At 59.7% G+C, this 22,543-nt stretch carries 22 protein-coding genes; 15 read left to right on the top strand and 7 right to left on the bottom strand.

The annotated features are described in order from the left end of the window. Positions 1-47 precede the first annotated feature (47 nt). Positions 48-995: a LysR family transcriptional regulator gene (locus AB7M22_RS19225; RefSeq protein ID WP_007905195.1), complete on the bottom strand. Its 948-nt coding sequence runs from the start codon at positions 993-995 to the stop codon at positions 48-50. 253 nt (positions 996-1,248) lie between these two features. Between AB7M22_RS19225 and AB7M22_RS19220 the strand changes: the two genes are divergently transcribed. After that, positions 1,249-2,532, top strand: coding sequence for an MFS transporter (locus AB7M22_RS19220; protein ID WP_185022051.1), 1,284 nt, complete (start codon positions 1,249-1,251; stop codon positions 2,530-2,532). A 120-nt stretch (positions 2,533-2,652) separates the two neighbouring features. Beyond that, positions 2,653-3,894, top strand: a complete 1,242-nt coding sequence (locus AB7M22_RS19215) for an OprD family porin (protein WP_454187460.1) — start codon at positions 2,653-2,655, stop codon at positions 3,892-3,894. Positions 3,895-3,960: 66 nt separating this feature from the next. Here AB7M22_RS19215 and AB7M22_RS19210 read toward each other — a convergent pair whose 3' ends face one another. The 3 genes from AB7M22_RS19210 to AB7M22_RS19200 all read right to left on the bottom strand — a co-directional run bounded on the left by AB7M22_RS19210 (position 3,961) and on the right by AB7M22_RS19200 (position 6,090). Further along, complete coding sequence (locus AB7M22_RS19210; RefSeq protein WP_454187459.1) at positions 3,961-4,599, bottom strand: LysE family translocator; 639 nt, start codon at positions 4,597-4,599, stop codon at positions 3,961-3,963. Position 4,600: 1 nt separating this feature from the next. Next, positions 4,601-5,371: a 2OG-Fe(II) oxygenase gene (locus AB7M22_RS19205; protein ID WP_454187458.1), complete on the bottom strand. Its 771-nt coding sequence runs from the start codon at positions 5,369-5,371 to the stop codon at positions 4,601-4,603. Positions 5,372-5,463: 92 nt separating this feature from the next. Further along, positions 5,464-6,090 (bottom strand): alanyl-tRNA editing protein, encoded by a 627-nt coding sequence (locus AB7M22_RS19200; protein ID WP_454187457.1) that lies wholly within the window; start codon positions 6,088-6,090, stop codon positions 5,464-5,466. A gap of 90 nt (positions 6,091-6,180) precedes the next feature. Between AB7M22_RS19200 and AB7M22_RS19195 the strand changes: the two genes are divergently transcribed. After that, on the top strand, positions 6,181-7,179 hold the full coding sequence (locus AB7M22_RS19195; RefSeq protein ID WP_454187456.1) for a LysR family transcriptional regulator: 999 nt from the start codon (positions 6,181-6,183) through the stop codon (positions 7,177-7,179). Positions 7,180-7,382: 203 nt separating this feature from the next. Here AB7M22_RS19195 and AB7M22_RS19190 read toward each other — a convergent pair whose 3' ends face one another. Beyond that, positions 7,383-7,790, bottom strand: a complete 408-nt coding sequence (locus AB7M22_RS19190; protein ID WP_008012462.1) for a PA2817 family protein — start codon at positions 7,788-7,790, stop codon at positions 7,383-7,385. A gap of 100 nt (positions 7,791-7,890) precedes the next feature. Further along, on the bottom strand, positions 7,891-10,347 hold the full coding sequence (locus AB7M22_RS19185; protein WP_454187455.1) for an acyl-CoA dehydrogenase: 2,457 nt from the start codon (positions 10,345-10,347) through the stop codon (positions 7,891-7,893). A 248-nt stretch (positions 10,348-10,595) separates the two neighbouring features. On the opposite strand from AB7M22_RS19185, the gene AB7M22_RS19180 reads away from it, so the two are divergent. The 4 genes from AB7M22_RS19180 (at position 10,596) to AB7M22_RS19165 (ending at position 13,763) form a co-directional block, all read left to right on the top strand. Further along, complete coding sequence (locus tag AB7M22_RS19180; RefSeq protein ID WP_454187454.1) at positions 10,596-11,255, top strand: transglutaminase-like domain-containing protein; 660 nt, start codon at positions 10,596-10,598, stop codon at positions 11,253-11,255. A 43-nt stretch (positions 11,256-11,298) separates the two neighbouring features. Beyond that, on the top strand, positions 11,299-11,922 hold the full coding sequence (locus AB7M22_RS19175; protein WP_454187453.1) for a glutathione S-transferase family protein: 624 nt from the start codon (positions 11,299-11,301) through the stop codon (positions 11,920-11,922). Positions 11,923-12,054: 132 nt separating this feature from the next. Next, positions 12,055-12,987, top strand: coding sequence for an ABC transporter ATP-binding protein (locus AB7M22_RS19170; RefSeq protein ID WP_454187452.1), 933 nt, complete (start codon positions 12,055-12,057; stop codon positions 12,985-12,987). Then, on the top strand, positions 12,984-13,763 hold the full coding sequence (locus tag AB7M22_RS19165; protein WP_007905224.1) for an ABC transporter permease: 780 nt from the start codon (positions 12,984-12,986) through the stop codon (positions 13,761-13,763). Before AB7M22_RS19170 ends, AB7M22_RS19165 begins: the two co-directional genes overlap by 4 nt. Positions 13,764-14,852: 1,089 nt before the next feature. Here AB7M22_RS19165 and AB7M22_RS19160 read toward each other — a convergent pair. Further along, positions 14,853-15,368 carry a DUF2062 domain-containing protein gene (locus AB7M22_RS19160; RefSeq protein WP_192343982.1) on the bottom strand — a complete coding sequence of 172 codons (516 nt, stop codon included), beginning with the start codon at positions 15,366-15,368 and terminating at the stop codon, positions 14,853-14,855. Between the two features lie 136 nt (positions 15,369-15,504). On the opposite strand from AB7M22_RS19160, the gene AB7M22_RS19155 reads away from it, so the two are divergent. From AB7M22_RS19155 to murB, 8 genes are all read left to right on the top strand, one after another. After that, positions 15,505-17,739, top strand: coding sequence for a DNA internalization-related competence protein ComEC/Rec2 (locus AB7M22_RS19155; protein WP_454187451.1), 2,235 nt, complete (start codon positions 15,505-15,507; stop codon positions 17,737-17,739). Positions 17,740-17,836: 97 nt separating this feature from the next. Then, positions 17,837-18,472 carry a MotA/TolQ/ExbB proton channel family protein gene (locus tag AB7M22_RS19150; RefSeq protein WP_454187450.1) on the top strand — a complete coding sequence of 212 codons (636 nt, stop codon included), beginning with the start codon at positions 17,837-17,839 and terminating at the stop codon, positions 18,470-18,472. After that, the gene (locus tag AB7M22_RS19145) at positions 18,469-18,897 is read left to right on the top strand and encodes an ExbD/TolR family protein (RefSeq protein WP_008014393.1); all 429 of its coding nucleotides are present in this window, start codon (positions 18,469-18,471) and stop codon (positions 18,895-18,897) included. The genes AB7M22_RS19150 and AB7M22_RS19145 overlap by 4 nt, the downstream gene beginning before the upstream one ends. Then, entirely contained in the window at positions 18,897-19,907 is a 1,011-nt protein-coding gene (gene lpxK / locus AB7M22_RS19140; protein WP_454187449.1) for a tetraacyldisaccharide 4'-kinase, read from the top strand. The genes AB7M22_RS19145 and lpxK overlap by 1 nt, the downstream gene beginning before the upstream one ends. 25 nt (positions 19,908-19,932) lie before the next feature. After that, complete coding sequence (locus AB7M22_RS19135) at positions 19,933-20,118, top strand: Trm112 family protein (RefSeq protein ID WP_003174668.1); 186 nt, start codon at positions 19,933-19,935, stop codon at positions 20,116-20,118. After that, on the top strand, positions 20,115-20,879 hold the full coding sequence (kdsB, locus tag AB7M22_RS19130) for a 3-deoxy-manno-octulosonate cytidylyltransferase (RefSeq protein ID WP_454187448.1): 765 nt from the start codon (positions 20,115-20,117) through the stop codon (positions 20,877-20,879). The genes AB7M22_RS19135 and kdsB overlap by 4 nt, the downstream gene beginning before the upstream one ends. Then, positions 20,879-21,343 carry a low molecular weight protein-tyrosine-phosphatase gene (locus AB7M22_RS19125; protein ID WP_454187447.1) on the top strand — a complete coding sequence of 155 codons (465 nt, stop codon included), beginning with the start codon at positions 20,879-20,881 and terminating at the stop codon, positions 21,341-21,343. The genes kdsB and AB7M22_RS19125 overlap by 1 nt, the downstream gene beginning before the upstream one ends. Beyond that, positions 21,340-22,359: a UDP-N-acetylmuramate dehydrogenase gene (gene murB / locus AB7M22_RS19120; RefSeq protein WP_454187446.1), complete on the top strand. Its 1,020-nt coding sequence runs from the start codon at positions 21,340-21,342 to the stop codon at positions 22,357-22,359. The genes AB7M22_RS19125 and murB overlap by 4 nt, the downstream gene beginning before the upstream one ends. The last annotated feature ends 184 nt before the right edge of the window (positions 22,360-22,543 follow it).

Below are 22,543 nucleotides of genomic sequence, written 5' to 3'. Positions count from 1 at the left end.
ACGATGCCGTCCAACCAGGAATGTTGTTACCCCCCGACAACTAAAAGTTATTCAAGGGACCGTCGGCTGTTGAGACCGGGTGCCGGAACCATTCGAAGCGGGCCGACATCCGCAGCGTATTGGGAGACTACCTGGCGGCTCATGTCGACGATGCTCTCGATCAACTCCAGGCCGACGCCGGCGCGCCACGAAGCCACGACATCCAGTTGCGGCAAGCGAGTGCCCGGTTCCAGCTGAATCAACTCGCCGCTGGCCAAAGGTTTGGCCACCAGCGCGGCCGGCAAGGCGCCAATACCGAAACCGTCACGAATCAGCCGGGTCATGGCCGACACCGAGTTGACGCAACTGACGCGTGGCGTACTGATGCCGTGGGCGTGCAGCAGGTTGAGTACATCCTGATGCGGCCGGGAGTTTTTGACGAAAGTGATGATGCGCTCGCTGGCCATTTCGGCCAGTGAGGCATAGGGGCGGGCATAGATTGAATTGCTGGCGGCGATCCAGTGCATGGGGTAGTGCGCCAGTTCGAGGTTGCGCACACTTTCGTGGCGGATCAGGTCCGTCTGGAACACGATGTCCAGATAGCCCTTTTGCAACTGCTCGCACAGATTGCGTGCGGCGTCGGCCGTGATCTCGATTTCCACGGCGGGGAAAGTCTGCATCAAGGTCGACATCAACGGGCTGAGCCAGGTGTGGATCACCGTATCCATCACACCGATGCGCACCAGGCCCTGTTGCGGGTTGGTGTTATCCAGTGAGTGTTTCAACGCTCGCTGAACCTCGAGCATCTGCTCGGCGTAGTCGAGCACCTTGAGACCTTCGAGCGTCAGCGACACGCCGCGCGAATCGCGCACGAACAAACGCAGGCCCAACTCTTCTTCCAGCGAGGCAATCCGGCTGGAGATAGCGGCCTGAGTGCTGAACATTTTCTCGGCGGTGAGGCTGAAGCTTTGCAGGCGGGCGACCCAGACAAAGGTTTCGAGGAATTTGAGGTTCATGGCGGTTTTCCCACAGGGATAAGTGTTCGACGCATTGCAATTGTTACTCCAGAGTTCGTCGCCGGGGGTATCAAATTTTCTTATGCGTAGCCTCGTACTTTTCCCGTTTGACGCTGCTTGGCATCGGCACGAAGAATCTGCTCCACGACGCAGGTCACTGCGTCCGTTCCCCACGACAACGCCTTCACAAAAAAATAATGAGGCGTGTCCGTCATCTTCGCTTGCTGCCGCAGGAACTCCCATGGAAAAGACCATGACTGACCACGTGCTTTCAGGTTCGGGCCGCACCGGCCCGTTCAGTTGGTACGGCCCCCTGTCGAAAAATGAAAAGCGTACCTTCTGGAGTTGCAAGATCGGCTATGCCCTGGATGGCATGGACACACAGATGCTGAGTTTCGTCATTCCGACCCTGATCGCAACCTGGGGCATCTCCAAGGGCGATGCCGGGATGATTGGCACTTGTACGCTGCTGGCCTCGGCGGCGGGTGGCTGGATCGCCGGAATACTGTCCGACCGCATCGGTCGGGTGCGCACCTTGCAACTGACGGTGCTGTGGTTCGCCTTCTTCACTTTCCTCTGCGGGCTGGCACAGAACTACGAGCAACTGCTGGTGGCCCGGACTTTGATGGGCTTTGGCTTCGGCGGTGAATGGACCGCGGGTGCGGTGCTGATTGGCGAGGTGATTCGCTCCAAGGATCGCGGCAAGGCAGTGGGCATGGTGCAGGCCGGATGGGCGCTGGGGTGGGGGCTTACGGCATTGCTCTACGCCGGATTATTCAGCTTTCTGCCACCGGAAGAGGCCTGGCGGGCGCTGTTCATGATCGGGTTGGTGCCTGCGCTCTTCGTCTTGGTGATCCGCCGACTGGTCAAGGAGTCGGACACCTTCGAGCAGGCCTGTATTGAGCGCAAGGCCAAGCCTGAAAAGGATTCGCGTTGGGCCTTCTTCGAAATTTTCGCGCCTCGGATGCTCAGTACCACCTTGCGCGCTTCGTTGCTGACCACTGGCGCGCTGGGGGGTTATTACGCGATCACCACGTGGTTGCCGACCTACCTGAAAACCGAGCGCGGCCTGAGCGTGCTCGGCACTGGCGGCTATCTGGCGATGGTGATCGTCGGCTCCTACATCGGCTATGTAACCAGTGCATTGCTGACCGATGCCATCGGCCGGAAGAAGAACTTCATCCTGTTTGCCGTCGGTTCCATGGCGATTGTTCTGGCCTACACCCAACTGCCCATCGACAACACCTGGATGCTCTGGCTGGGCTTTCCGTTGGGGTTTTTCGCCTCGGGCATTTTTGCCGGCATGGGCGCTTTTCTGACCGAGTTGTTTCCGACCCGCATGCGCGGTTCGGGCCAGGGCTTTTGCTACAACGCCGGGCGTTCCATTGCGGCGCTGTTTCCGTTGTTCATCGGTGCGCTGAGCGAAACGTTGCCGATTGGGACGGGGATCGGAATCTTCGCTGCCGGTGCCTACGGCGTGGTGATTCTGGCCGCGTTAAGCCTGCCGGAAACCCGCGGTCGCCAACTCGAATCCTGAACCCCGACACGTCTGGGCCATTGTGCCCAGACGTCGCTGATCCATTGCTAATCGACAAATATCGGTCGCGATCGTAACGCCCCCGAGAGGGCTCGCTCGCGTCCGTAACAGGAGCACGGCATGCACTATTCGCTTTCCACCCAACGCTTGTACATCCCGGTCGGCACATTGCTCGGTTTGAGTGTGCTCGGCGCACCGCCCGCTCAGGCGGATTTCATTACCGACAGTAAAGGCAGCCTGGAAGCCCGCAACTTTTACTTCAATCGTGATTTCCGCCAGGACGGCTCGCGAGACAAAGCCGAGGAATGGGCACAGGGTTTTCTGTTGCGGATGGAGTCCGGGTATACCGCTGGCACGCTGGGGTTTGGTCTGGATGCGCTGGGCATGGCCGGTTTTAAACTGGACTCCGGCGGCGGCACGGCGGGCACCAATCTGTTGCCGCCGGATTCGTCGGGCGGCTCACAGGATCGCTATGGCGAGTTGGGCCTGACCGCCAAAGTGCGTTTATCCAAGAGCACCCTGAAGCTGGGGACGTTGCAGATCAAGGATCCGGTGGTGAACTCCAACGACACTCGCCTGTTACCCGGAACATTCAAGGGCGCACTGGTGAATGTTCAGGAAATCGACCGTTTGAAGCTCACCGCCGGTCAACTCACGCAGATCAACTTTGTCGACTCCACTGACTATCAGGACATGACTGCCAATCGCATCGGCGGGCAAAGCGACAAGTTCCAGTTCGCCGGGGCTGACTATCAATTCCTGCCGAACCTGACAGCGCAGTACCGCTACGGCAAGCTGGAAAATATCTACCAGCAAAACTACCTCGGATTGGTCCACCTGCTGGATCTGGGGGCCGGCCAGTCGCTCAAGAGCGACGTGCGCTATGCGCGCAGCATCGAAGATGGCAACTTCCGTGACCTCGATAACCAGGCTTTCGGTGCGATGTTTACCTACAGCCTCGGCGGCCACGCACTGGGCTTCGGCTATCAGCGCATGAGCGGCGATGATCCGTTTCCGTACATCGGACGCAGCGATCCGTACCTGGTCAACTTCGTGCAGATCGGTGACTTTGCCAACGTTGACGAACACTCCTGGCAAACGCGCTATGACTATAACTTCGCCGCATTGGGTGTACCGGGGTTGAGCTTTATGACCCGCTACATCTCGGGCGATAACGTGCAGCGCAGCGCTGCGGGTGAAGGCAAGGAGTGGGAGCGCGACACCGATATCGCTTACGTGGTGCAGGACGGTACGTTGAAAGGCCTGGGCTTTAAATGGCGCAACGCGTCGGTGCGTTCGAACTTTGGCAATGACCTGGATGAGAATCGCTTGATCATCAGCTATACCCTGGCGCTTTGGTAAGTGTCTCGGTTATCGAACAAGAAATGATATCGACGGCCCGCCAGCCAGACTGGCGGGCCGTTTGTTTTACATCGACAGAATCAATCGGCCAGCGAACAGAATCAGGATTACCCCCATGGTTCGTTCGAACCAGTGCCCCATGCGCATGAACAGCAACCGCACCCGGGCGCTGGAAAAAAACAGCGCCACGATCACGAACCACAAGGCATTCACGAAACACATCCACAGCCCGTACAGCGCCTGAATCTGCAGCGGCGTCGTGGCGCTGATGATGGTCGTGAAGATCGCCAGGAAAAACAGCGTGGCCTTGGGGTTGGTGGCGTTGGTCAGAAACCCCGTGCTGAAGGCCTTGAACAAGGTCTGTCGTTCAGCTGACGCCTCTGCGCTCTTGTCGCCTTCAATTGCCGATTTGGGTTTGCTGCGTATCAGGCTCACGCCGAGGTACAAAATATAGGCCCCCCCCACGACCTTGGCCACCGTCAATAACCAGGGCGTGGTGTGCATCAGCGCGCCGACGCCGAGCAAGGTGTAAAGCACATGCACGGAAATGCCCGCGCCGATACCCAGCGCGGTGCAAATCCCCACTAAGCGGCCGAAACGCACGCTTTGGCGGATGGTCACGGCGAAGTCCGGTCCGGGGGCGACCACGGCCAGAAAGTGGATCGTTGCCAGCGCCAGAAACTCGCCCAGGTAATTCGAAAACATCTCAGCTCCAGAAAGTCAGGGGTGAAGCATTGCCGCGATAGCCGACAAAGAACGAAAGGCTCAATCGCGGATCGTCCACACCCGGGGTCACCGAGTGCATGCAGCGCGAATTGAACATGATGAAATCACCCGGCTCAGGACGAATCTCCAGGGTTGGAGGGCCGAGCAAAGCCGGGTCGATGCCGTAACTGTCGCCACGCATTTCGTCGAACTGGTCCGCAGAAATGTCGTGGTCCCACATCTGCAATGCGCCGCCCTCGGTCGGCATGTTCAGGTAAACATTGCAGGCGAACTGCGCTTCCAGGCTTTTGGCCTGGAAGCTGTCCGGGGCATCCTTGGCGAAAATGTCGTGATGGGCGAGGAAACACACTCCAGGCTTGACGACCCGGGATAGCCCCACATACATCTTGCGGCCATAGAGATTTTCCAGATGCGCCCCCGCCGGCCAAGACTCGTCGAGCATGCAGCGCAACGTGTCGACGGGAGAGGAGTAGGGCGCACAACGGCTGCGCAGTTCGGCGATATTGCTGGTGGCGCGCTCGAAGTAATCCTCGATCAGCAGCGGCTGGTTTTCCGCTTCATAAAACGCCATGCCAATGCGGCCGATGCTCGGCGCGTTGATGTAGCCTTCGAAGCCGGGGGCGAGGATCTTGTCGCCGATCTGGATCGCCAACGGCCGAGGCAACAAGCCTTTGACGCGAATGGCGAGGACTTCTTCGTTGGCCAGTTTTTGTATGCACGTCTCATCGAGACGCTCGACGTCAAGCATCATGTTTTTAGGTCCATCTATCGATAGTCAACAGAGCTCGCGAATGCAGGCTCCCCCGGCGTCAGGCGATGACGGGGCCGACATCGCCCAAATGTTCAATCCACGCTGTAGTGGACTGACAACGTTCCCTTTTTCTGTGAAAGGGAAGCGATCGTGACCGTGCCCAAATCCTTCAGGCTCCGTACATGGGTGCCGCCGCAACCGTAGGCGGGCAGTTCACCGAAACCGATTTCCCGGGCGCCTTCGCGCAACGACGTCAGGCGCGGCAGGTCATGGGCGATCCATTGCTTGATGCCGTACTGAATCGTCTGCGCATCGACCTCCTGCGCGCTATCAGCCGGCTTGAACTGGACACGTCCTTCATCCGGCCAGTGATGAGCCTTGATCGGCATCCAGCCCATCGCCTGGACGAAGTGGCCAATCAAGTGCCCCGCCGAATGCATGCGCGTGTTGAACCGGCGGCGTTGCTCGTCGACCCGAATCTGGGTCATGCCGAGTTTTACCGGGTGGTCGACAAAATGGATGATCCGGTCCGGATCCTGAATCACGCGCAGCACCTGGCTTTCGCCGATCCAGCCGGTATCCCAGGGTTGCCCGCCGCCTTGGGGATGAAACAGTGTGGCGCGCAGCACTACTGCGAATTCGTTCTCGTAGGGCGTGCAATCCAGGACTTCCACATTGGCCTTGAGGTCATCACTATGGAAAAAGAGGCGAAGCGTCATATTCCATGCCCTTATTAAAGTTTCTTTTTTTATTATATGAACCGTGGAATTGCGTGATAATCCGTTCAATCATCAAAGGACTGTTGCGCTGTGAGCATAAATCTTCCCCTGCCGCTGCTCGGTGAAATGGCGATTTTCGTCAAGGTTGTCGAGACCGGCAGTTTCTCCGAAGCGGCACGCCAATTAGGCTCTTCTCCCTCGGCGGTAAGTCGCAGCATTTCGCGGCTGGAGAAGGCACTCGCCACGCGGCTGCTGCAACGAACCACGCGCAAGCTGCGCCTGAGTGACGGTGGCGAAGAGGTGTTCAAGCGCTGCCAGGAGATGGTCAGCGCGGCGAAGTCGGTGATGGAAATCAGCGGTCAGTTCACCCATGAAGCGGAAGGGCTGGTGCGCGTCAGCGTGCCCAAGGCCGTCGGGCGATTCGTGATTCATCCGCATATGCCGGAATTTCTGCGGCGCTATCCCAAAGTGAATGTGGAGTTGTTGCTTGAGGACCGTCAGGTGGACTTGATCGACGACAACGTCGATCTGGCGATCCGTATTACCGACCGCCCACCCGCAGGGCTGGTGGGGCGCCAGCTGCTGACCATTGATCATTTGCTCTGCGCAACGCCGCAGTACCTGGCTGAGCACGGCACCCCGACTCATCCCCATGATTTGCTCAACCACAGCTGCATCTATCTGGGCGAAACCCCGAGCGATGCTCGCTGGAAATTCAAGAAAGGCAGCAAAGCCGTGACTGTCGGCGTGCGCGGACGTTATGCCGCCAATCACACGGGCGTGCGACTGGGCGCGGTATTGCAACACATTGGAATCGGCAGCCTGCCGTACTTCACCGCCCGTTATGCGCTGGAACAAGGGCTGATCGTGCAGGTTCTGCCGGACTGGACTTTTCTGGCGTCCTACCACGGAGGCGCCTGGCTGCTGCATTCGCCAACCCGCTATCTACCGCCCAAGTTACGGGTGTTTATCGACTATCTGGTGGAATGCCTGGAGAAAGAGCCGACCTTGAGCCGGCCGGGCAAGCCGGGTGCGTTGGGCAAGGTCGCGGTGGAGTATGAGTTGCCAGAGAGTGATGGGTTGCTCTGAAGGGCCTCTTCGCGGGCAAGCCTCGCTCCTACAGGTTTATGTCGCGCGCCATTACGTATGACACCAACCTGTAGGAGCGAGCGGTGCGGCGATCCGACTTGCCCGCGAAGACTGACTTCGAACCACCACATCACTCGGCAATGCCACAAAAAAAAGGCCCGCATGAATAACCATGCGGGCCTTTGCATTTGCTGACAGTGGGATCAGTGCTTGCTGTCCTGGTTCGACATCGCCAGCAGCTGTTTTTCCTGATTCCAGTCGAACGGTTCGTCATTCTGTTCGGCTTCGAAGCGACGCTCTTCAAGGGCCTGGTACAGGTCGATTTCTTCGTCGGACAGGTAGTGCAGGCAGTCGCCGGCGAAGTACCACAGCAGGTCCCGTGGAATCAGGTGGGCGATTTGCGGATAACGGGAAATGACCTGCGTCAGGATGTCCTGGCCCAGGTACTGGCTTTCGATCGGTTCGATCGGCAGTGATGCCAGCAGTTCGTCGAAGCGCTCCAGGAACAAGGCATGGCTTTCTTCGGGAACCTGTTCGGCCTCACCTACGGCGACCAGGATGCTGCGCAGGTGGTCGAGCAAGACGAGATGATCGGCAACGACGTTGGACACGAGATAAGTCCTCAAGAACAAAACGGGCGCGGGAGTATAAAGCTCCCGCGCCCCTTTTCACATATTAAAGAGCCCCATGCAAGACACAGGGTCCGCCGGATCAGCGGACCTTGCCTTTGGCCAATACCAACTCCTTTGGATCGAAATCATCGACATCGATCACCTTGCGTCGCGCCACTTCTGCCTCGCGCAAGGTCTGGGCTTCAAGCGGTTGCAAGACGCCAGTCTCCAGGGCTGCATCGATGGCCGATTCTCCGACAGTGGGTTTGACCTGGCGACTTCTCAGCGCCGTATTGAGTTTTTTCTGTAGCGGCTTGGCAGCGTTCAACAAGTCGCAGGCGTGCTGCAGGGCGCCGACCGAATCCTCGGGCGATTGCGGGCGATAGCAGCCCCCCAGTAACTCCTCAAGGGTTGGATCGCCCTTGGCACGGCCGGTGACGGCTGCAACTTCGGCTGCCAGCCTGTCCGACGGGCCTCTGTGGCGACGACCGAACGGGAACACCATCACCCGCAGCAGGCATCCGAGTACCTTGTTCGGGAAGTTGGTCAGCAGTTCGTCCAGCGCACGTTCGGACTGGCCGAGGCTCTCTTCCATGGCCCAGGCGAATAGCGGACGCATATGCTCCGGCGAATCGAGATCGTGATAACGCTTGAGTGCGCCGGAGGCCAGATACAGGTAGCTGAGTACATCGCCCAGACGTGCGGACAGCCGTTCGCGGCGTTTCAGTTCGCCGCCCAGCAGCATCATGCTCAGGTCTGCAAGCAGCGCAAAGGCCGCGGCTTGACGGTTGAGGGCGCGGAAATAGCCTTGGCTGAGCTTGTCCCCGGGCACGTGTTCGAAATGCCCGAGGCCGAGGTTCAGTACCAGAGTGCTGGCGGCGTTGCTCACGGCAAAACCAATGTGGTCGAGCAGCAGTGCGTCGAACTCGATCAGTGCCTGTGGTTTGTCTTCGCGGTGGGCGAGGGCCATTTCCTTGAGCACGAACGGATGGCAGCGAATAGCGCCCTGGCCGAAGATCATCAAGTTGCGTGTGAGGATGTTCGCACCTTCGACCGTGACGGAAATGGGCGCACCTTGCCAGCTACGCGCCAGGTAGTTGTTCGGGCCCATGATGATGGCCCTGCCGCCGTGAACATCCATGGCGTGGCTGATGCATTCGCGACCGCGTTCGGAGAGGTGGTATTTGATAATGGCCGAAGGTACCGACGGTTTTTCGCCGAGATCGACCGCGTTGGCGGTGAGCATCCGTGCGCTGTCCATCAGCCAGGTACTGCCGCCGATCCGCGCCAGTGCTTCCTGAATCCCTTCGAAGGCTGACAGTGGTGCGTTGAATTGTTCGCGAACCTGCGCGTATTGGCCCGTCACCAGACTGGTGAACTTGCCCGCAGCGGTACCGATGGCAGGCAGCGAAATGGAACGCCCGACCGACAGGCAGTTCATCAGCATCATCCAGCCCTCGCCGAGCATCTCCTGACCGCCAATGATGAATTCCAGCGGTACGAATACATCCTTGCCGGAGTTCGGGCCGTTCATGAATGAGGCGCCCAGCGGCAGGTGACGCCGACCGATTTCTACACCGGGGGTCTGGGTTGGAATCAAGGCGAGGCTGATCCCCAGGTCGACTTTGTCGCCCAGTAGATGATCCGGGTCATAAGCCTTGAACGCCAGGCCGATCAAGGTCGCCACCGGGCCGAGGGTGATGTAGCGTTTTTCCCAGTTCAGACGCAGGCCGAGGGTTTCCTTGCCTTCCCATTCACCTTTGCAGATCACCCCGGTGTCGGTCATCCCGCCGACGTTGGAGCCCGCCATCGGACCCGTCAGGGCAAAGCAGGGGATATCGTCGCCACGGGCCAGCCGTGGCAGGTAATGATTGCGTTGTTCGTCGGTGCCGTAATGCAGCAGCAGCTCCGCCGGGCCGAGGGAGTTGGGCACCATGACGGTCGAGGCCAGGTCGCCGCTGCGGGTGGCCAGTTTCATCGCCACCTGGGAGTGCGCATAAGCCGAGAAGCCTTTGCCACCGTATTCCTTGGGAATGATCAGGGCAAAAAAGCCATGTTGTTTAATGTGATCCCAAGCCTTGGGCGGCAGATCCAGCAACTGGCCGATTTGCCAATCGCTGACCATGGCGCAGAGCTCTTCGGTCGGGCCATCGATGAACGCTTGTTCCTCTTCGCTCAGCTGCGCTTTTGGATAGGCCAGCAGCTTGTTCCAGTCCGGGCGGCCGTTGAACAACTCGCCGTCCCACCAGACCGTGCCAGCTTCAATGGCTTCACGTTCGGTTTGCGACATCGGCGGCAGGTTTTTTTGAAACCAGCCGAATATTGGCGCCGTGAAGAGTTTTCGGCGCAGGTCTGGCAGCAACAGGAAAGCGGCCACGGCTGCGAGCATCACCCAGAAAATCAGCATAAGCCAGACGGGCGCATGGCTCGCATGTCTGAATATGCCCATCGCCAGCAGATAGACAGCGATGATGCCCAAGGCGGGCAGAGGCGCAGTGCGGCGATGTGCGAGGTAGGCAATCCCGACCACCAGAACCAGTATCCACAACAGCAACATATTCAATTCTCCATGAAGCCAGAGGCAAAACCACTTTCAGAGCTTAGACGGCATCCATAAAAGTGGGTGGTCAGCGCATGAGTCTGAGCGTGTAGGAAACAACGACTGAAATTCGTCAGTTATTTCGAGGGCGGACGGTTTAACGCTTGCGTAAATAGGGCCGCAAGCGCTGACATTTGGCCGAAACGTCGTTATCTCTGTGCTGAAGCTGTCGCTAGACTCGTGGCTTCCCCCAGGAGATTGTTGCCATGCATGCGTATCTGAGCCCCGGCCGCTTCATCGACAGTGACCATCCCTCGGTGGTGGCGTTCGCCGAAAAACATCGTGGCGGCGGGCGCGATCCGCTCGAACAGGCAATCAATCTCTATTACGCGGTGCGTGAGGCCGTGCGCTACAACCCTTACACCTTCAGTCGCGATCCAGAGACCTTGCGCGGCAGCTATGCGCTGGCGGCAGGGGAGAGTTATTGTGTGCCCAAGGCCACGCTGCTTGCCGGTGCAGCCCGGCATTGCGGGATCCCGGCGCGTATCGGTCTGGCAGATGTACGCAATCATCTGTCGACGCCACGTCTGCTTGAATTGCTCAAAAGCGATGTGTTCGCCATGCACGGCTACACCGAGTTATATCTGAACGATCGTTGGGTCAAAGCCACCCCAGCGTTCAATCAACAACTCTGTGAACTGTTCAATGTCGCGCCGCTGGAGTTCGACGGGATCAACGACAGCGTGTTCCACCCCTTCAACCGTGACGGCGAGCAGTTGATGGAATATCTGATCGATCACGGCCAGTTCACCGATGTGCCGGAAGCGTTCTTTTTCGAACACCTGGAAAAGTGCTATCCGCATCTGTTCGGCGAGCAATTGCCGGTGCTGCTGGGTGATATGCAGAGCGATTTGAGTCGCGTCTGATCCGGCGTATGCTGCCTGCGCATTCATCCAAAAAGGGGCGGTCATGCTGAAGATCTGGGGTCGGAAAAATTCGTCGAATGTCAGGAAGCCGTTGTGGGCGGCCGAAGAACTGGGCCTGGCCTATGAAGCTATCGATGCCGGCGGCGCCTTTGGCGTGGTCGACACGCCTGAGTACCGTGCGATGAATCCCAACGGCCGCGTGCCGGTGATCGAAGACGACGGTTTTGTGCTGTGGGAATCCAACACCATCGTCCGTTACCTGATGGCCCGTCATGCCAGCGATACGGCCTGGTACCCGACAGACCTGCAGGCCCGCGCTTCTGCCGAAAAGTGGATGGACTGGACCACTTCAAGTTTTGCCGCCCCGTTCCGCACGGTGTTCTGGGGCGTGTTGCGCACCCCGGAAGACCAGCAGGACTGGCCGGCCATCAAGGCCGCGATCAAGGAGTGCGACGATTTGCTGTCGATGGCCGATCAAGCGCTGGCGGCCAAACCGTACCTGTCCGGCGATGAGATCGGCATGGGCGACATTCCCTTGGGCAGTTTCATTTATGCCTGGTTCGAGATGCCGATCGAGCGCGCGCCGCAGCCTCATTTGCAGGCCTGGTACGAGCGCCTGAAACAGCGTCCGGCCTATAAGAAGGCGGTCATGACCGCGTTGACTTAATACTCACTATCGACACACTTGACTGTACTTGTGTGGCGGCGACAAGCACCATTGCGCTCGTGCGCCGCGGTTGCATTGCTCGCCGCCCGCCCTTATTTATTCCTTTCTTCCCTTCTTGGTGCGTAATCCGATATGAGTTCCGCTCTGTCCATCCGGCAGCTAACCAAAACCTACGGCAACGGTTTCCAGGCCTTGAGTGGTATCGATCTGGACGTCGCCGAAGGTGACTTTTTCGCCTTGCTCGGCCCCAACGGCGCCGGCAAATCCACGACCATCGGCATTCTCTCGACCCTGGTGAACAAGACCAGCGGGACGGTGAATATCTTCGGTCACGACCTGGACAAGAATCCTGCGCAGCTCAAGCGCTCCATTGGTGTGGTGCCCCAGGAATTCAACTTCAACCAGTTCGAAAAGACGTTCGACATTGTCGTGACCCAGGCCGGTTACTACGGCATCCCGGCGAAAATCGCCAAGGAACGCGCCGAGCAGTACCTGACCCAACTGGGCCTGTGGGACAAGCGTGATGTGCCGTCGCGCTCGCTGTCCGGCGGCATGAAGCGCCGACTGATGATCGCCCGTGCGCTGGTTCACGAACCGCGCCTGCTGATCCTCGACGAACCGACGGCGGGGGTGGACATCGAATTGCGTCGCTCGATGTGGACCTTCCTCACCGAGCTGAACAAAAAAGGCATCACCATTATCCTCACCACCCACTACCTGGAAGAGGCTGAGCAGTTGTGCCGCAACATCGGCATCATCGACCACGGCACCATTGTCGAGAACACCAGCATGAAGCAGTTGCTCAGCCAACTGCATGTCGAAACCTTCCTGCTGGATATGAAGAACACCTTGCAAGTGGCACCGCAGTTGCTCGGTTACCCGGCCAAACTGATCGACAGTCATACCCTGGAAGTCCAGGTCGACAAGGCCATGGGCATTACCGCGCTGTTTACTCAATTGGCGCAGCAGAACATTGAAGTGTTGAGCCTGCGTAACAAAACCAATCGCCTCGAGGAGTTGTTCGTGTCCCTGGTGGAGAAGAATCTGTCGAAGGTGGCGGTATGAGTTCCGAGCTGCAACCCAACCTCGTTGCCCTCAATACCATCGTCTACCGTGAGGTCAAGCGCTTCACCCGGATCTGGCCGCAGACCCTGCTGCCGCCAGCCATCACCATGGTTTTGTACTTCGTGATCTTTGGCAATCTGATCGGTCGGCAGATCGGCGACATGGGTGGCTTCACCTACATGGAGTACATCGTGCCGGGGCTGATCATGATGTCGGTGATCACCAACTCCTATGGCAACGTGGTGTCGAGTTTCTTTGGCAGCAAATTCCAGCGCTCGATCGAAGAGTTGATGGTGTCGCCGGTGTCACCGCATACGATTCTGATCGGCTACACCCTGGGCGGTGTGCTGCGCGGCTTGATGGTCGGGATCATCGTGACCCTGCTGTCGCTGTTCTTCACTCAATTGCAGGTGCATCACTTGGGCGTGACTGTTCTGGTGGTGGTGCTGACGGCGACGATTTTCTCGCTGCTGGGCTTCATCAACGCGGTATTTGCGCGCAATTTCGATGATATTTCGATCATCCCGACGTTCGTGCTGACGCCGTTGACGTACCTGGGCGGGGTGTTCTACTCGATCAGCTTGCTGCCACCGTTCTGGCAAACCGTGTCGCTGGCCAACCCGGTGCTGCATATGGTCAACGCTTTCCGTTACGGCATCCTCGGTGTGTCGGATATCAAGATCAGCGTGGCGATCACCTTCATGCTCATTGCGACCGTTGTGCTGTATATCGGTTGTGCGCGGTTGCTGGTGAGTGGGCGCGGGATGCGTACCTGATCAAGACTGTGGCGCGGCCTTCGCGGGCGAGCCTCGTACGGTGATGCTCTTGTAGGAGCGAGGCTTGCCCGCGAAGGCTGGGTGTCAGGCGATGTGGTTTTTGATGGTGTACATATCCATTGCTGCGGTAACGGCGGCTAACGGTTCCGCTTTTACAGCGGGTCACTTTGGAAAAGCGCCAAAGTAACCAAAGCGCTTTTGCCCCTTTCGTTCGGTGCCTCGCCCAGGCTCGGCATGCCCTCGCTCCGGTCCTGCTCCGTGGGCCCGCCGCGATCGGCCATCCATGGCCGTGCGCGGCTAACCCGGTATCCATGCCGGGTTGCCCACTGCGCAGAACCTCCTCTCGGCCTCTCGAGGGGGCGGTGCGTCAACATCAAAAGCTGCAGGCGAGCTAACGCTCGGCCTGTTGAGTGGTGAAAAGCGCCGTGGTACGCCGCTCCATTGTGGGAGCTGGCTTGTCGGGTCGCCGCATCGCTGCGATGGCGGCCTTTCAGCCGACCAATCTCTAACAGATGCACATCATCCCTGTGGGAGCTGGCTTGCCTGCGATGGCGGCCTGACAGCCGACCAATCTTCCCCGGATGTACCCAGTCCAATTGTGGGAGCTGGCTTGCCTGCGATGGCGGCCTGACAGCCGACCAGTCTTCCCCGGATGTACCCAGTCCAACTGTGGGAGCGAGCCTGCTCGCGAAGCTGTTGATCTTGCCGTTGCCGTTGCCGTTGCCGTTGCTGTTGCTTTGGCTTTTGATCTTGATCTTGATCTGTCGCCCCTTTCCCAGAGGCCGAACGCAGGCGTTGCGCAGGGGGCACCGCGGCAAGGATGCCGCGGTAGCCGCCCCCGGAGCAATGCCGGAGTGAGGGCATGCCGAGCCTAAGCGAGGCACCGAATGGCGGGGCAATAGCGCTTTGGTTACTTTCGCGCTTTTCGAAAGTGACCCGCTGTAAGAGCGGAACCAATAGCCGCCGTGACCGCAGAAATGGATATGTACGCAACCAAAGAGCCGCCGTCACCGCGGCAATGGATATGTCCCCGATCAAACCATCGGTATAAAAAAAAACGGCCTCCCAAGTGGAGGCCGTTTTGCATTCTTACATCCGGCTACGCTTACGCCGCTTCCACTGCCTACTCACCCACCAGCGCCAATACATCATCACCAGGCAATAGGCGAGGGCACCCAGCACCAACCCCGTCACCACCGAACCAAGCAAGAACGGTTGCCACAGGCTCGAGAGTTCGCCGCTGATCCATTCCCAGGTCAACTCATCCGGCAGGCTGCGGGCGGGGACGTCCATCAGCCAGGCGCCGGTCTGGTAAGTACAGAAGAACACCGCCGGCATGGTGATCGGGTTGGTCAGCCAGACCAGGCTGACGGCAATCGGCATATTGCCGCGCACCACAATGGCAAGGATGGCCGCCAACAGCATCTGCAACGGGATGGGCAGGAATGCCGCAAACAGACCGACAGCCATGGCCCGTGCGACGGAGTGGCGATTGAGGTGCCAGAGGTTCGGGTCATGCAGCAGGGTGCCGAGAAAGCGTAAGGATTTGTGTTCCCTGATGCTGGTCGGGTCTGGCATGTAACGTTTGAATAAGCGCCGGGGCATAAGGCTTCTCGGTCGGTTCAGGCGGCAAGTATGTCTGGATTCTACGAGCCGCCCATTCAGACTTTGTGACAATTGATAACGACGTACGTGCGGCGCACCGGCTAAGCCTAGGGAGGGGACTCTCAAGGACGGGCTTATGCGCACAGGGATGATGGCGCTGGCGTTGGGTCTGCTGGCCCTGCGTTTTTTACCGGTATTACCGCCGGCGGGGTTGTGGCTGTTGTTGTCGGTAGTGGGTTTGATGTTGCTGCCGTTTCGCACCTTCCCCCTGGCATTTTTTCTGTTCGGTTTCAGTTTGGGGGGGGCGAATGCGCAGTGGGCGCTGAATGATCGCCTGGCGCGGAATCTCGATGGCGAGACTCGCTGGATCGAAGGTCGTGTGACCGGGTTACCGCAGCAGGCCGAGGGCGTAGTGCGTTTCGAACTGACAGACAGCCAGTCGCGTCGCACCAGACTGCCCCGGCACCTGCGCCTGGCCTGGTATGGCGGGCCGCCCGTCAACAGCGGCGAGTATTGGCGGCTGGCTGTCAAATTGAAGCGTCCTGTCGGGTTGCTTAACCCGCATGCGTTCGATTACGACGCCTGGTTACTGGCCCGGCACATTGGCGCCACGGGGACCGTCAAAGATGGCCAGCGACTGATGGAAGCACAGTGGGCCTGGCGTGACGGCATCCGTCAGCGTTTGCAGGCCGTGGATGCCCAAGGGCGAACGGGTGCGCTGACGGCATTAGTGCTGGGGGATGGCGCCGGATTGAGTCGTGAGGACTGGCAGGTGCTGCAAGACACCGGCACCGTGCACCTGTTGGTGATTTCCGGGCAGCACATCGGTTTGCTGGCGGGAGTGATGTATCTGCTGATTGCCGGGTTGGCGCGCTATGGCTTATGGCCCAAGCGCTTGCCGTGGCTGCCATGGGCATGCGGACTGGCGTTTGCGGCAGCGCTTGGTTATGGGCTGCTGGCCGGCTTCGAAGTGCCGGTGCGCCGGGCTTGCCTGATGATCGGTCTGGTGCTGTTGTGGCGACTACGGTTTCGTCACCTTGGCGCATGGTGGCCGCTGCTGTTGGCGCTTGATGGTGTCTTACTGCTGGACCCGCTGGCGAGTCTGCAACCGGGTTTCTGGTTATCCTTTGCGGCGGTCGCGGTGCTGATTTTCACGTTTGGCGGCCGATTGGGGGCATGGCGCTGGTGGCAAACCTGGACCCGCGCTCAATGGCTGATCGCGATCGGTCTGTGCCCGCTGCTGTTGATGCTGGGGTTGCCGATCAGTCTCAGCGGGCCGCTGGCCAATTTACTGGCGGTGCCCTGGGTCAGTCTGGTGGTCTTGCCGCCGGCCTTGCTCGGGACACTGCTGTTGCCCGTTCCTTATGTAGGCGAAGGGTTGATCTGGCTGGCCGGCGGTCTGATCGATCTTTTGTTCAAGGGGTTGGCGTTGATCGCCGGGCAATTGCCCGCGTGGGTGCCGGTGGCGGTCCCGTTGTGGGTATGGGCGCTCGGCACGCTGGGTGCCTTTCTCCTGTTACTGCCGCGAGGCGTGCCGTTGCGCCCGTTGGGCTGGCCGATGTTGCTGTTACTGGTTTTTCCACCCCGGCACTCGTTGCCTGAAGGTATGGCCGAGGTCTGGCAGCTGGATGTCGGTCAGGGTTTGGCAATCCTGGTGCGTACCCGTCATCACACCTTGCTGTATGACACCGGGCCACGGTTCGGCGATATCGACCTGGGGGAGCGGGTGGTGCTGCCGTCATTGCGCAAACTGGGTGTGAACGGCATCGATCTGATGCTGATCAGCCATGCCGATGCCGATCACGCCGGCGGTGCGCGAGCAATTGCCAATGGAATACCGGTGAAGCAAATACTCAGTGGCGATCATCTGGCCCTGCCAGACGAACTGCACGCCGAGGGCTGCAAGAGCGGTCAGCAATGGGCCTGGGACGGCGTGAAATTTCAACTCTGGCAGTGGCCGTTGGCCAGCGACAGCAATCAGAAGTCCTGTGTGCTGCAGATCGAAGCCAATGGCGAGCGGTTGTTGCTGACTGGCGATATCGATAGCGCGGCCGAGCGGGCGCTGCTCGACGGTCCATTGGCGGTGCCGACGGATTGGTTGCAGGCCCCGCACCATGGCAGTCGCAGTTCATCTTCGATGGCGTTGCTCAGCGTATTGAAACCCAAAGCGGTGCTGATCTCCCGTGGCAACGGCAATTCTTTCGGCCATCCCCATCCCACGGTCGTGGCGCGGTATCAAAAACACGGTGTGGCGATCTACGACAGCGCCGAGCAAGGTGCCATTCGTCTGCAACTGGGACGCTTCAAGCCGCCGTGGACGATGCTTCAAGAACGGCGCTTCTGGCGCGATCCGCCACCATCCAGCCAGTAACCCGAGTTATTGAAGCCCGACCGGATGCGACATCGCGGTCTTCGGTGCGTCCACCCCCTATGTTAGAGTGGCGCACTTTTTCGAGGGGACTGTCACTGTGTGGGAATTGGTCAAATCCGGCGGCTGGATGATGCTGCCGATCATTCTGAGTTCCATCGCGGCCATGGCGATCGTCGCCGAGCGTCTCTGGACCCTGCGTGCCAGCCGCGTGACCCCGGAGCACTTGCTCGGACAGGTCTGGGTCTGGATCAAGGACAAACAACTCAACAAAGAAAAACTCAAGGAACTGCGCGCCAACTCTCCGTTGGGCGAGATCCTGGCCGCCGGTCTGGCGAACTCCAGGCATGGTCGCGAGATCATGAAAGAGTGCATCGAAGAGGCCGCTGCGCGGGTGATTCATGAGCTCGAGCGCTACATCAACGCCCTCGGCACCATTGCCGCCATGGCCCCGTTGTTGGGGCTGCTGGGTACGGTGTTGGGCATGATCGATATTTTCAGTGCGTTCATGGGCTCGGGCATGGGCACCAACGCCTCGGTGCTGGCCGGTGGTATTTCCAAAGCGCTGATCACCACCGCTGCGGGCCTGATGGTCGGCATCCCGGCCGTGTTCTTCCACCGCTTTCTGCAACGCCGGATCGATGAGCTGGTGGTGGGCATGGAGCAGGAAGCGATCAAGCTGGTCGAGGTTATACAGGGCGACCGCGACGTGGACCTGGCTGAGGGCAAAGCGTGAAATTCCGTCGTAAACCGCGGGAAACGGTCGACATAAACCTCGCGTCGCTGATTGACGTGGTGTTTATCCTGCTGCTGTTTTTCGTCGTGACCACCACCTTTACCCGTGAAACCCAGTTGCGCGTCGACCTGCCGGAAGCGGTCAGCGGTTCCCCGGCCGAGGATCAGCAACTCAAGCAGCTGGACATCGCCATCAGCGCCGAAGGGGTGTTCTCGGTCAACAACCAATTGTTGCCCAAGAATGACCTGACCAGCCTGATGGAAGCGCTGCAGAAAGAATCCAACGGCGACACCAACCTGCCGCTGTCCATCAGCGCCGATGGCAAGACGCCTCATCAGTCCGTCATCACTGCGATGGATGCTGCCGGCAAGCTCGGTTTCAGTCACTTGCGCATGACCACAGTCGAGGCGGCGCCGGCATCCTGATGGCCATGTCCGATCGATTGCTCGCTGCGTGGTACGAAGGTCATCCGGCGTTGAAGCTGTTGCAGCCTCTGGAATGGCTGTATCGACGCGTGGTCACCGGCAAGCGCAAACGCTTTTTGGCGGGTGAGGGCGAGATCTACCAACCACCGGTGCCGTTGATCGTGGTCGGCAACATCACGGTAGGTGGCACCGGCAAGACGCCGCTGATTCTGTGGATGATCCAGCACTGCCAGCGCAACGGTCTGCGGGTCGGCGTGGTCAGCCGTGGCTACGGCGCCAAACCTGCTCAATTACCATGGCGGGTCGAAGCGGATCAAGGCGCAGACGTGGCGGGCGATGAACCGTTGTTGATCGTCCAGCGCACCGGCGTGCCGCTGATGATCGACCCGGACCGCAGCCGCGCAGTCAAAGCCTTGCTGGCGAGCGAGCCGCTGGACCTGATCCTCTCCGACGACGGCATGCAGCATTACCGGCTGGGCCGGGCTCTGGAACTGGTGCTGATCGATGCCGCCCGAGGGCTGGGCAACCAGCGTTGCCTGCCTGCCGGGCCGTTGCGCGAACCGATCGAGCGCCTGCAAAGCGTCGATGCGGTGCTTTACAACGGTGCCACGGCCGACCGCATCGACGGTTTTGCCTTCCAGCTGCAACCCACGGCGCTGGTCAACCTGCAAAGCGGCGAACGCCGGCCTCTCGATCACTTCCCCCCAGGCCAGGCCATTCACGCCGTGGCCGGGATCGGCAATCCCCAGCGTTTCTTCACGACCCTCGAAACGCTACACTGGCGGCCAGTGCCGCATGCATTTGCCGACCACGCCGAGTACAGCGTGCAGGCCTTGAATTTCACCCCGTCATTGCCAGTGGTGATGACTGAAAAAGACGCGGTGAAGTGCCGTGCCTTCGCCGCCGCCGATTGGTGGTACCTGGCGGTCGATGCTGCGCCATCGCCGGCCTTCGTGGCCTGGTTCGATACGCAGCTGATACGCCTGTTGCCGGCTCGTCTTTTGCCTTAACTCCGTTTCTCTCCAGGGAATGTTCATGGACACCAAATTGCTCGATATTCTCGCTTGCCCGATCTGCAAAGGTCCGCTCAAGCTCAGCGCCGACAAAACCGAGCTGATCAGCAAGGGCGCCGGCCTCGCCTACCCGATTCGCGACGGCATCCCGGTGATGCTCGAAAGTGAAGCACGCACCCTGACCACCGACGAGCGTCTGGATAAATGACCACAGCCTTTACCGTTGTCATTCCATCGCGTTATGCCTCCACCCGTCTGCCGGGCAAACCCCTGCTGCTGATCGCCGGCAAGCCGATGATCCAGCATGTCTGGGAACAAGCGAGTAAAAGCAGTGCCCAGCGTGTGGTCGTTGCCACTGACGATGCGCGCATTGTCGAGGCCTGCAAAAGTTTTGGTGCCGAAGTGGTGCTGACTCGCGAAGACCATAATTCCGGCACTGACCGTCTGGCCGAAGTCGCGGCGAAACTGGGTCTGGCCCCGGACGCCATCGTGGTCAACGTTCAGGGCGACGAGCCGTTGATTCCGCCGAGCGTGATCGATCAGGTCGCCGCCAACCTGGCGGCCCACACCGAAGCGCGCATGGCCACGTTGGCCGAGCCGATCGAAGACGTGGAAACCCTGTTCAACCCCAACGTGGTCAAGGTGGTTAGCGACCTCAATGGCCTGGCGCTGACGTTCAGTCGTGCCACCTTGCCGTGGGCTCGCGACGCGTTCGCCAAGAGCCGCGAGCAATTGCCCGAAGGCGTGCCATATCGCCGTCACATCGGCATTTATGCCTATCGCGCCGGTTTCCTGCAGGACTTCGTCACCTGGGGCCCGTGCTGGCTGGAAAACACCGAGTCTCTGGAGCAACTGCGGGCGCTCTGGCACGGCGTGCGGATTCACGTCGCCGATGCGCTGATCGCACCGCCCACCGGCGTCGATACCCCTGAAGACCTTGAGCGCGTTCGTCGCTTGCTGGAGGCCTGATGCGGGTTCTGTTCGTCTGCCTGGGCAACATCTGCCGTTCGCCCACGGCCGAAGGTGTATTGCGGCACAAACTGCGTGAGGCGGGGCTGGCTGATCAAGTCGAAGTGGCTTCCGCCGGCACCGGTGACTGGCACGTCGGCAAGCCTCCGGACAAGCGCAGCCAGGCTGCGGCGAAACTGCGCGGCTACGACCTGTCCGCCCAGCGCGCGCAGCAAGTGACCCGCGCCGATTTTGCGACCTACGACCTGATTCTGGCGATGGACAATAGCAACCTGCGTCACCTCAAGGCGCTGCAACCGATCAAGGGCAAGGCCGAGCTGGACCTGTTCCTGCGTCGCTATCAGTCGGAAATCGATGAAGTGCCGGATCCTTATTACGACGGCGACCAAGGCTTCGAACAGGTACTGGACCTGATCGAGCGCGCCAGCGATCTGCTGGTGATCGAATTGAAGGGACGGCTATGAGTTTGCAGCTTCAACCCCAGGTTTCGCTCAAGCCGTACAACAGCTTTGGCGTGGACGTTCAGGCCCGGCTGTTTGCCGAAGCCCATAGCGATGCTGACGTGCGCGAAGCCCTGGCCTATGGGTTGGAACATGATGTGCCCGTGCTGGTGATCGGCGGCGGCAGCAATTTGCTGCTGACCGCTGATGTGCAGGCGCTGGTGCTGCGCATGGCCACACGGGGGATTCGCATCCTCAGTGATGACGGCAGCAAGGTCGTGATTGAAGCCGAGGCCGGCGAGCCTTGGCATCCGTTTGTGCAGCACACCCTGGCGCAAGGGTTGTCGGGGCTGGAAAACCTCAGCCTGATTCCCGGCACCGTGGGCGCGGCACCGATGCAAAACATCGGCGCTTACGGTGTCGAAATCAAAGACGTGTTTGCCGGCCTGACGGCCCTCGATCGCCAGACCGGCGAGCTGCGCGACTTCACGCTGGCCGAGTGCAACTTCGCCTACCGCGACAGCCTGTTCAAACAGGAGCCGGGGCGGTGGTTGATCCTGCGCGTTCGTTTTGCCCTGGATCACGCCGCACACCTGCATCTGGAGTACGGCCCGGTGCGTCAGCGCCTGACTGAACAGGGCATCGATCACCCGACTGCCACCGATGTCAGCCAGGCCATTTGCAGCATCCGTAACGAAAAGCTCCCGGACCCGGCTGTGCTCGGCAATGCCGGCAGCTTCTTCAAGAACCCCTTGGTGCCGGCAACATTAGTGGTGCAACTCAAGGAGCAATACCCGGAGCTGGTGGCCTACGCGCAACCCGACGGGCAAATGAAACTGGCGGCAGGCTGGCTGATCGAACGGGCCGGCTGGAAAGGCTTTCGCGACGGCGATGCCGGTGTACACAAATTACAGGCACTGGTGCTGGTCAACTACGGCGGCGCAACAGGCCTGCAATTGCTGAACCTGGCGCAACGTATTCAGAAAGATATTTCAGAGCGATTCAAGGTCGACCTGGAAATGGAACCCAATCAGTATTGAGGCTACGCTTTCAGGCTGATTCCAAAGCCCTGCACATCTTTCAAATGTGCAGGGCTTTTTTGTTAATGCTCAGTTAACTTAGCCACCTAACGATGCAAGCATTTGCTCCACCAAAGGCCCGATGCAGACGTTGTCGTCCGCGTAAGAGAGCCCATTAGCCTGAGTCGATCTGCGTGAAGGAACC

It is taken from the genome of Pseudomonas sp. ADAK2 TE3594, assembly GCF_053628675.1.
Note: the sequence above shows the minus strand (reverse complement) of the source record. Positions and strands in the feature narration are given on the sequence as shown.

Excerpts from the sequence above, each read along its gene's own strand:
- AB7M22_RS19170 (WP_454187452.1), top strand. The coding sequence starts at position 12,055 with ATGAGTTCCGCTCTGTCCATCCGGCAGCTAACCAAAACCTACGGCAAC.
- murB (WP_454187446.1), top strand. The coding sequence starts at position 21,340 with ATGAGTTTGCAGCTTCAACCCCAGGTTTCGCTCAAGCCGTACAACAGC.
- AB7M22_RS19185 (WP_454187455.1), bottom strand. The coding sequence starts at position 10,347 with ATGTTGCTGTTGTGGATACTGGTTCTGGTGGTCGGGATTGCCTACCTC.
- AB7M22_RS19205 (WP_454187458.1), bottom strand. The coding sequence starts at position 5,371 with ATGATGCTTGACGTCGAGCGTCTCGATGAGACGTGCATACAAAAACTG.
- AB7M22_RS19215 (WP_454187460.1), top strand. The coding sequence starts at position 2,653 with ATGCACTATTCGCTTTCCACCCAACGCTTGTACATCCCGGTCGGCACA.
- AB7M22_RS19155 (WP_454187451.1), top strand. The coding sequence starts at position 15,505 with ATGCGCACAGGGATGATGGCGCTGGCGTTGGGTCTGCTGGCCCTGCGT.
- AB7M22_RS19210 (WP_454187459.1), bottom strand. The coding sequence starts at position 4,599 with ATGTTTTCGAATTACCTGGGCGAGTTTCTGGCGCTGGCAACGATCCAC.
- AB7M22_RS19225 (WP_007905195.1), bottom strand. The coding sequence starts at position 995 with ATGAACCTCAAATTCCTCGAAACCTTTGTCTGGGTCGCCCGCCTGCAA.
- AB7M22_RS19220 (WP_185022051.1), top strand. The coding sequence starts at position 1,249 with ATGACTGACCACGTGCTTTCAGGTTCGGGCCGCACCGGCCCGTTCAGT.
- kdsB (WP_454187448.1), top strand. The coding sequence starts at position 20,115 with ATGACCACAGCCTTTACCGTTGTCATTCCATCGCGTTATGCCTCCACC.
- AB7M22_RS19180 (WP_454187454.1), top strand. The coding sequence starts at position 10,596 with ATGCATGCGTATCTGAGCCCCGGCCGCTTCATCGACAGTGACCATCCC.
- AB7M22_RS19135 (WP_003174668.1), top strand. The coding sequence starts at position 19,933 with ATGGACACCAAATTGCTCGATATTCTCGCTTGCCCGATCTGCAAAGGT.
- AB7M22_RS19165 (WP_007905224.1), top strand. The coding sequence starts at position 12,984 with ATGAGTTCCGAGCTGCAACCCAACCTCGTTGCCCTCAATACCATCGTC.
- lpxK (WP_454187449.1), top strand. The coding sequence starts at position 18,897 with ATGGCCATGTCCGATCGATTGCTCGCTGCGTGGTACGAAGGTCATCCG.
- AB7M22_RS19175 (WP_454187453.1), top strand. The coding sequence starts at position 11,299 with ATGCTGAAGATCTGGGGTCGGAAAAATTCGTCGAATGTCAGGAAGCCG.
- AB7M22_RS19125 (WP_454187447.1), top strand. The coding sequence starts at position 20,879 with ATGCGGGTTCTGTTCGTCTGCCTGGGCAACATCTGCCGTTCGCCCACG.
- AB7M22_RS19200 (WP_454187457.1), bottom strand. The coding sequence starts at position 6,090 with ATGACGCTTCGCCTCTTTTTCCATAGTGATGACCTCAAGGCCAATGTG.
- AB7M22_RS19160 (WP_192343982.1), bottom strand. The coding sequence starts at position 15,368 with ATGCCCCGGCGCTTATTCAAACGTTACATGCCAGACCCGACCAGCATC.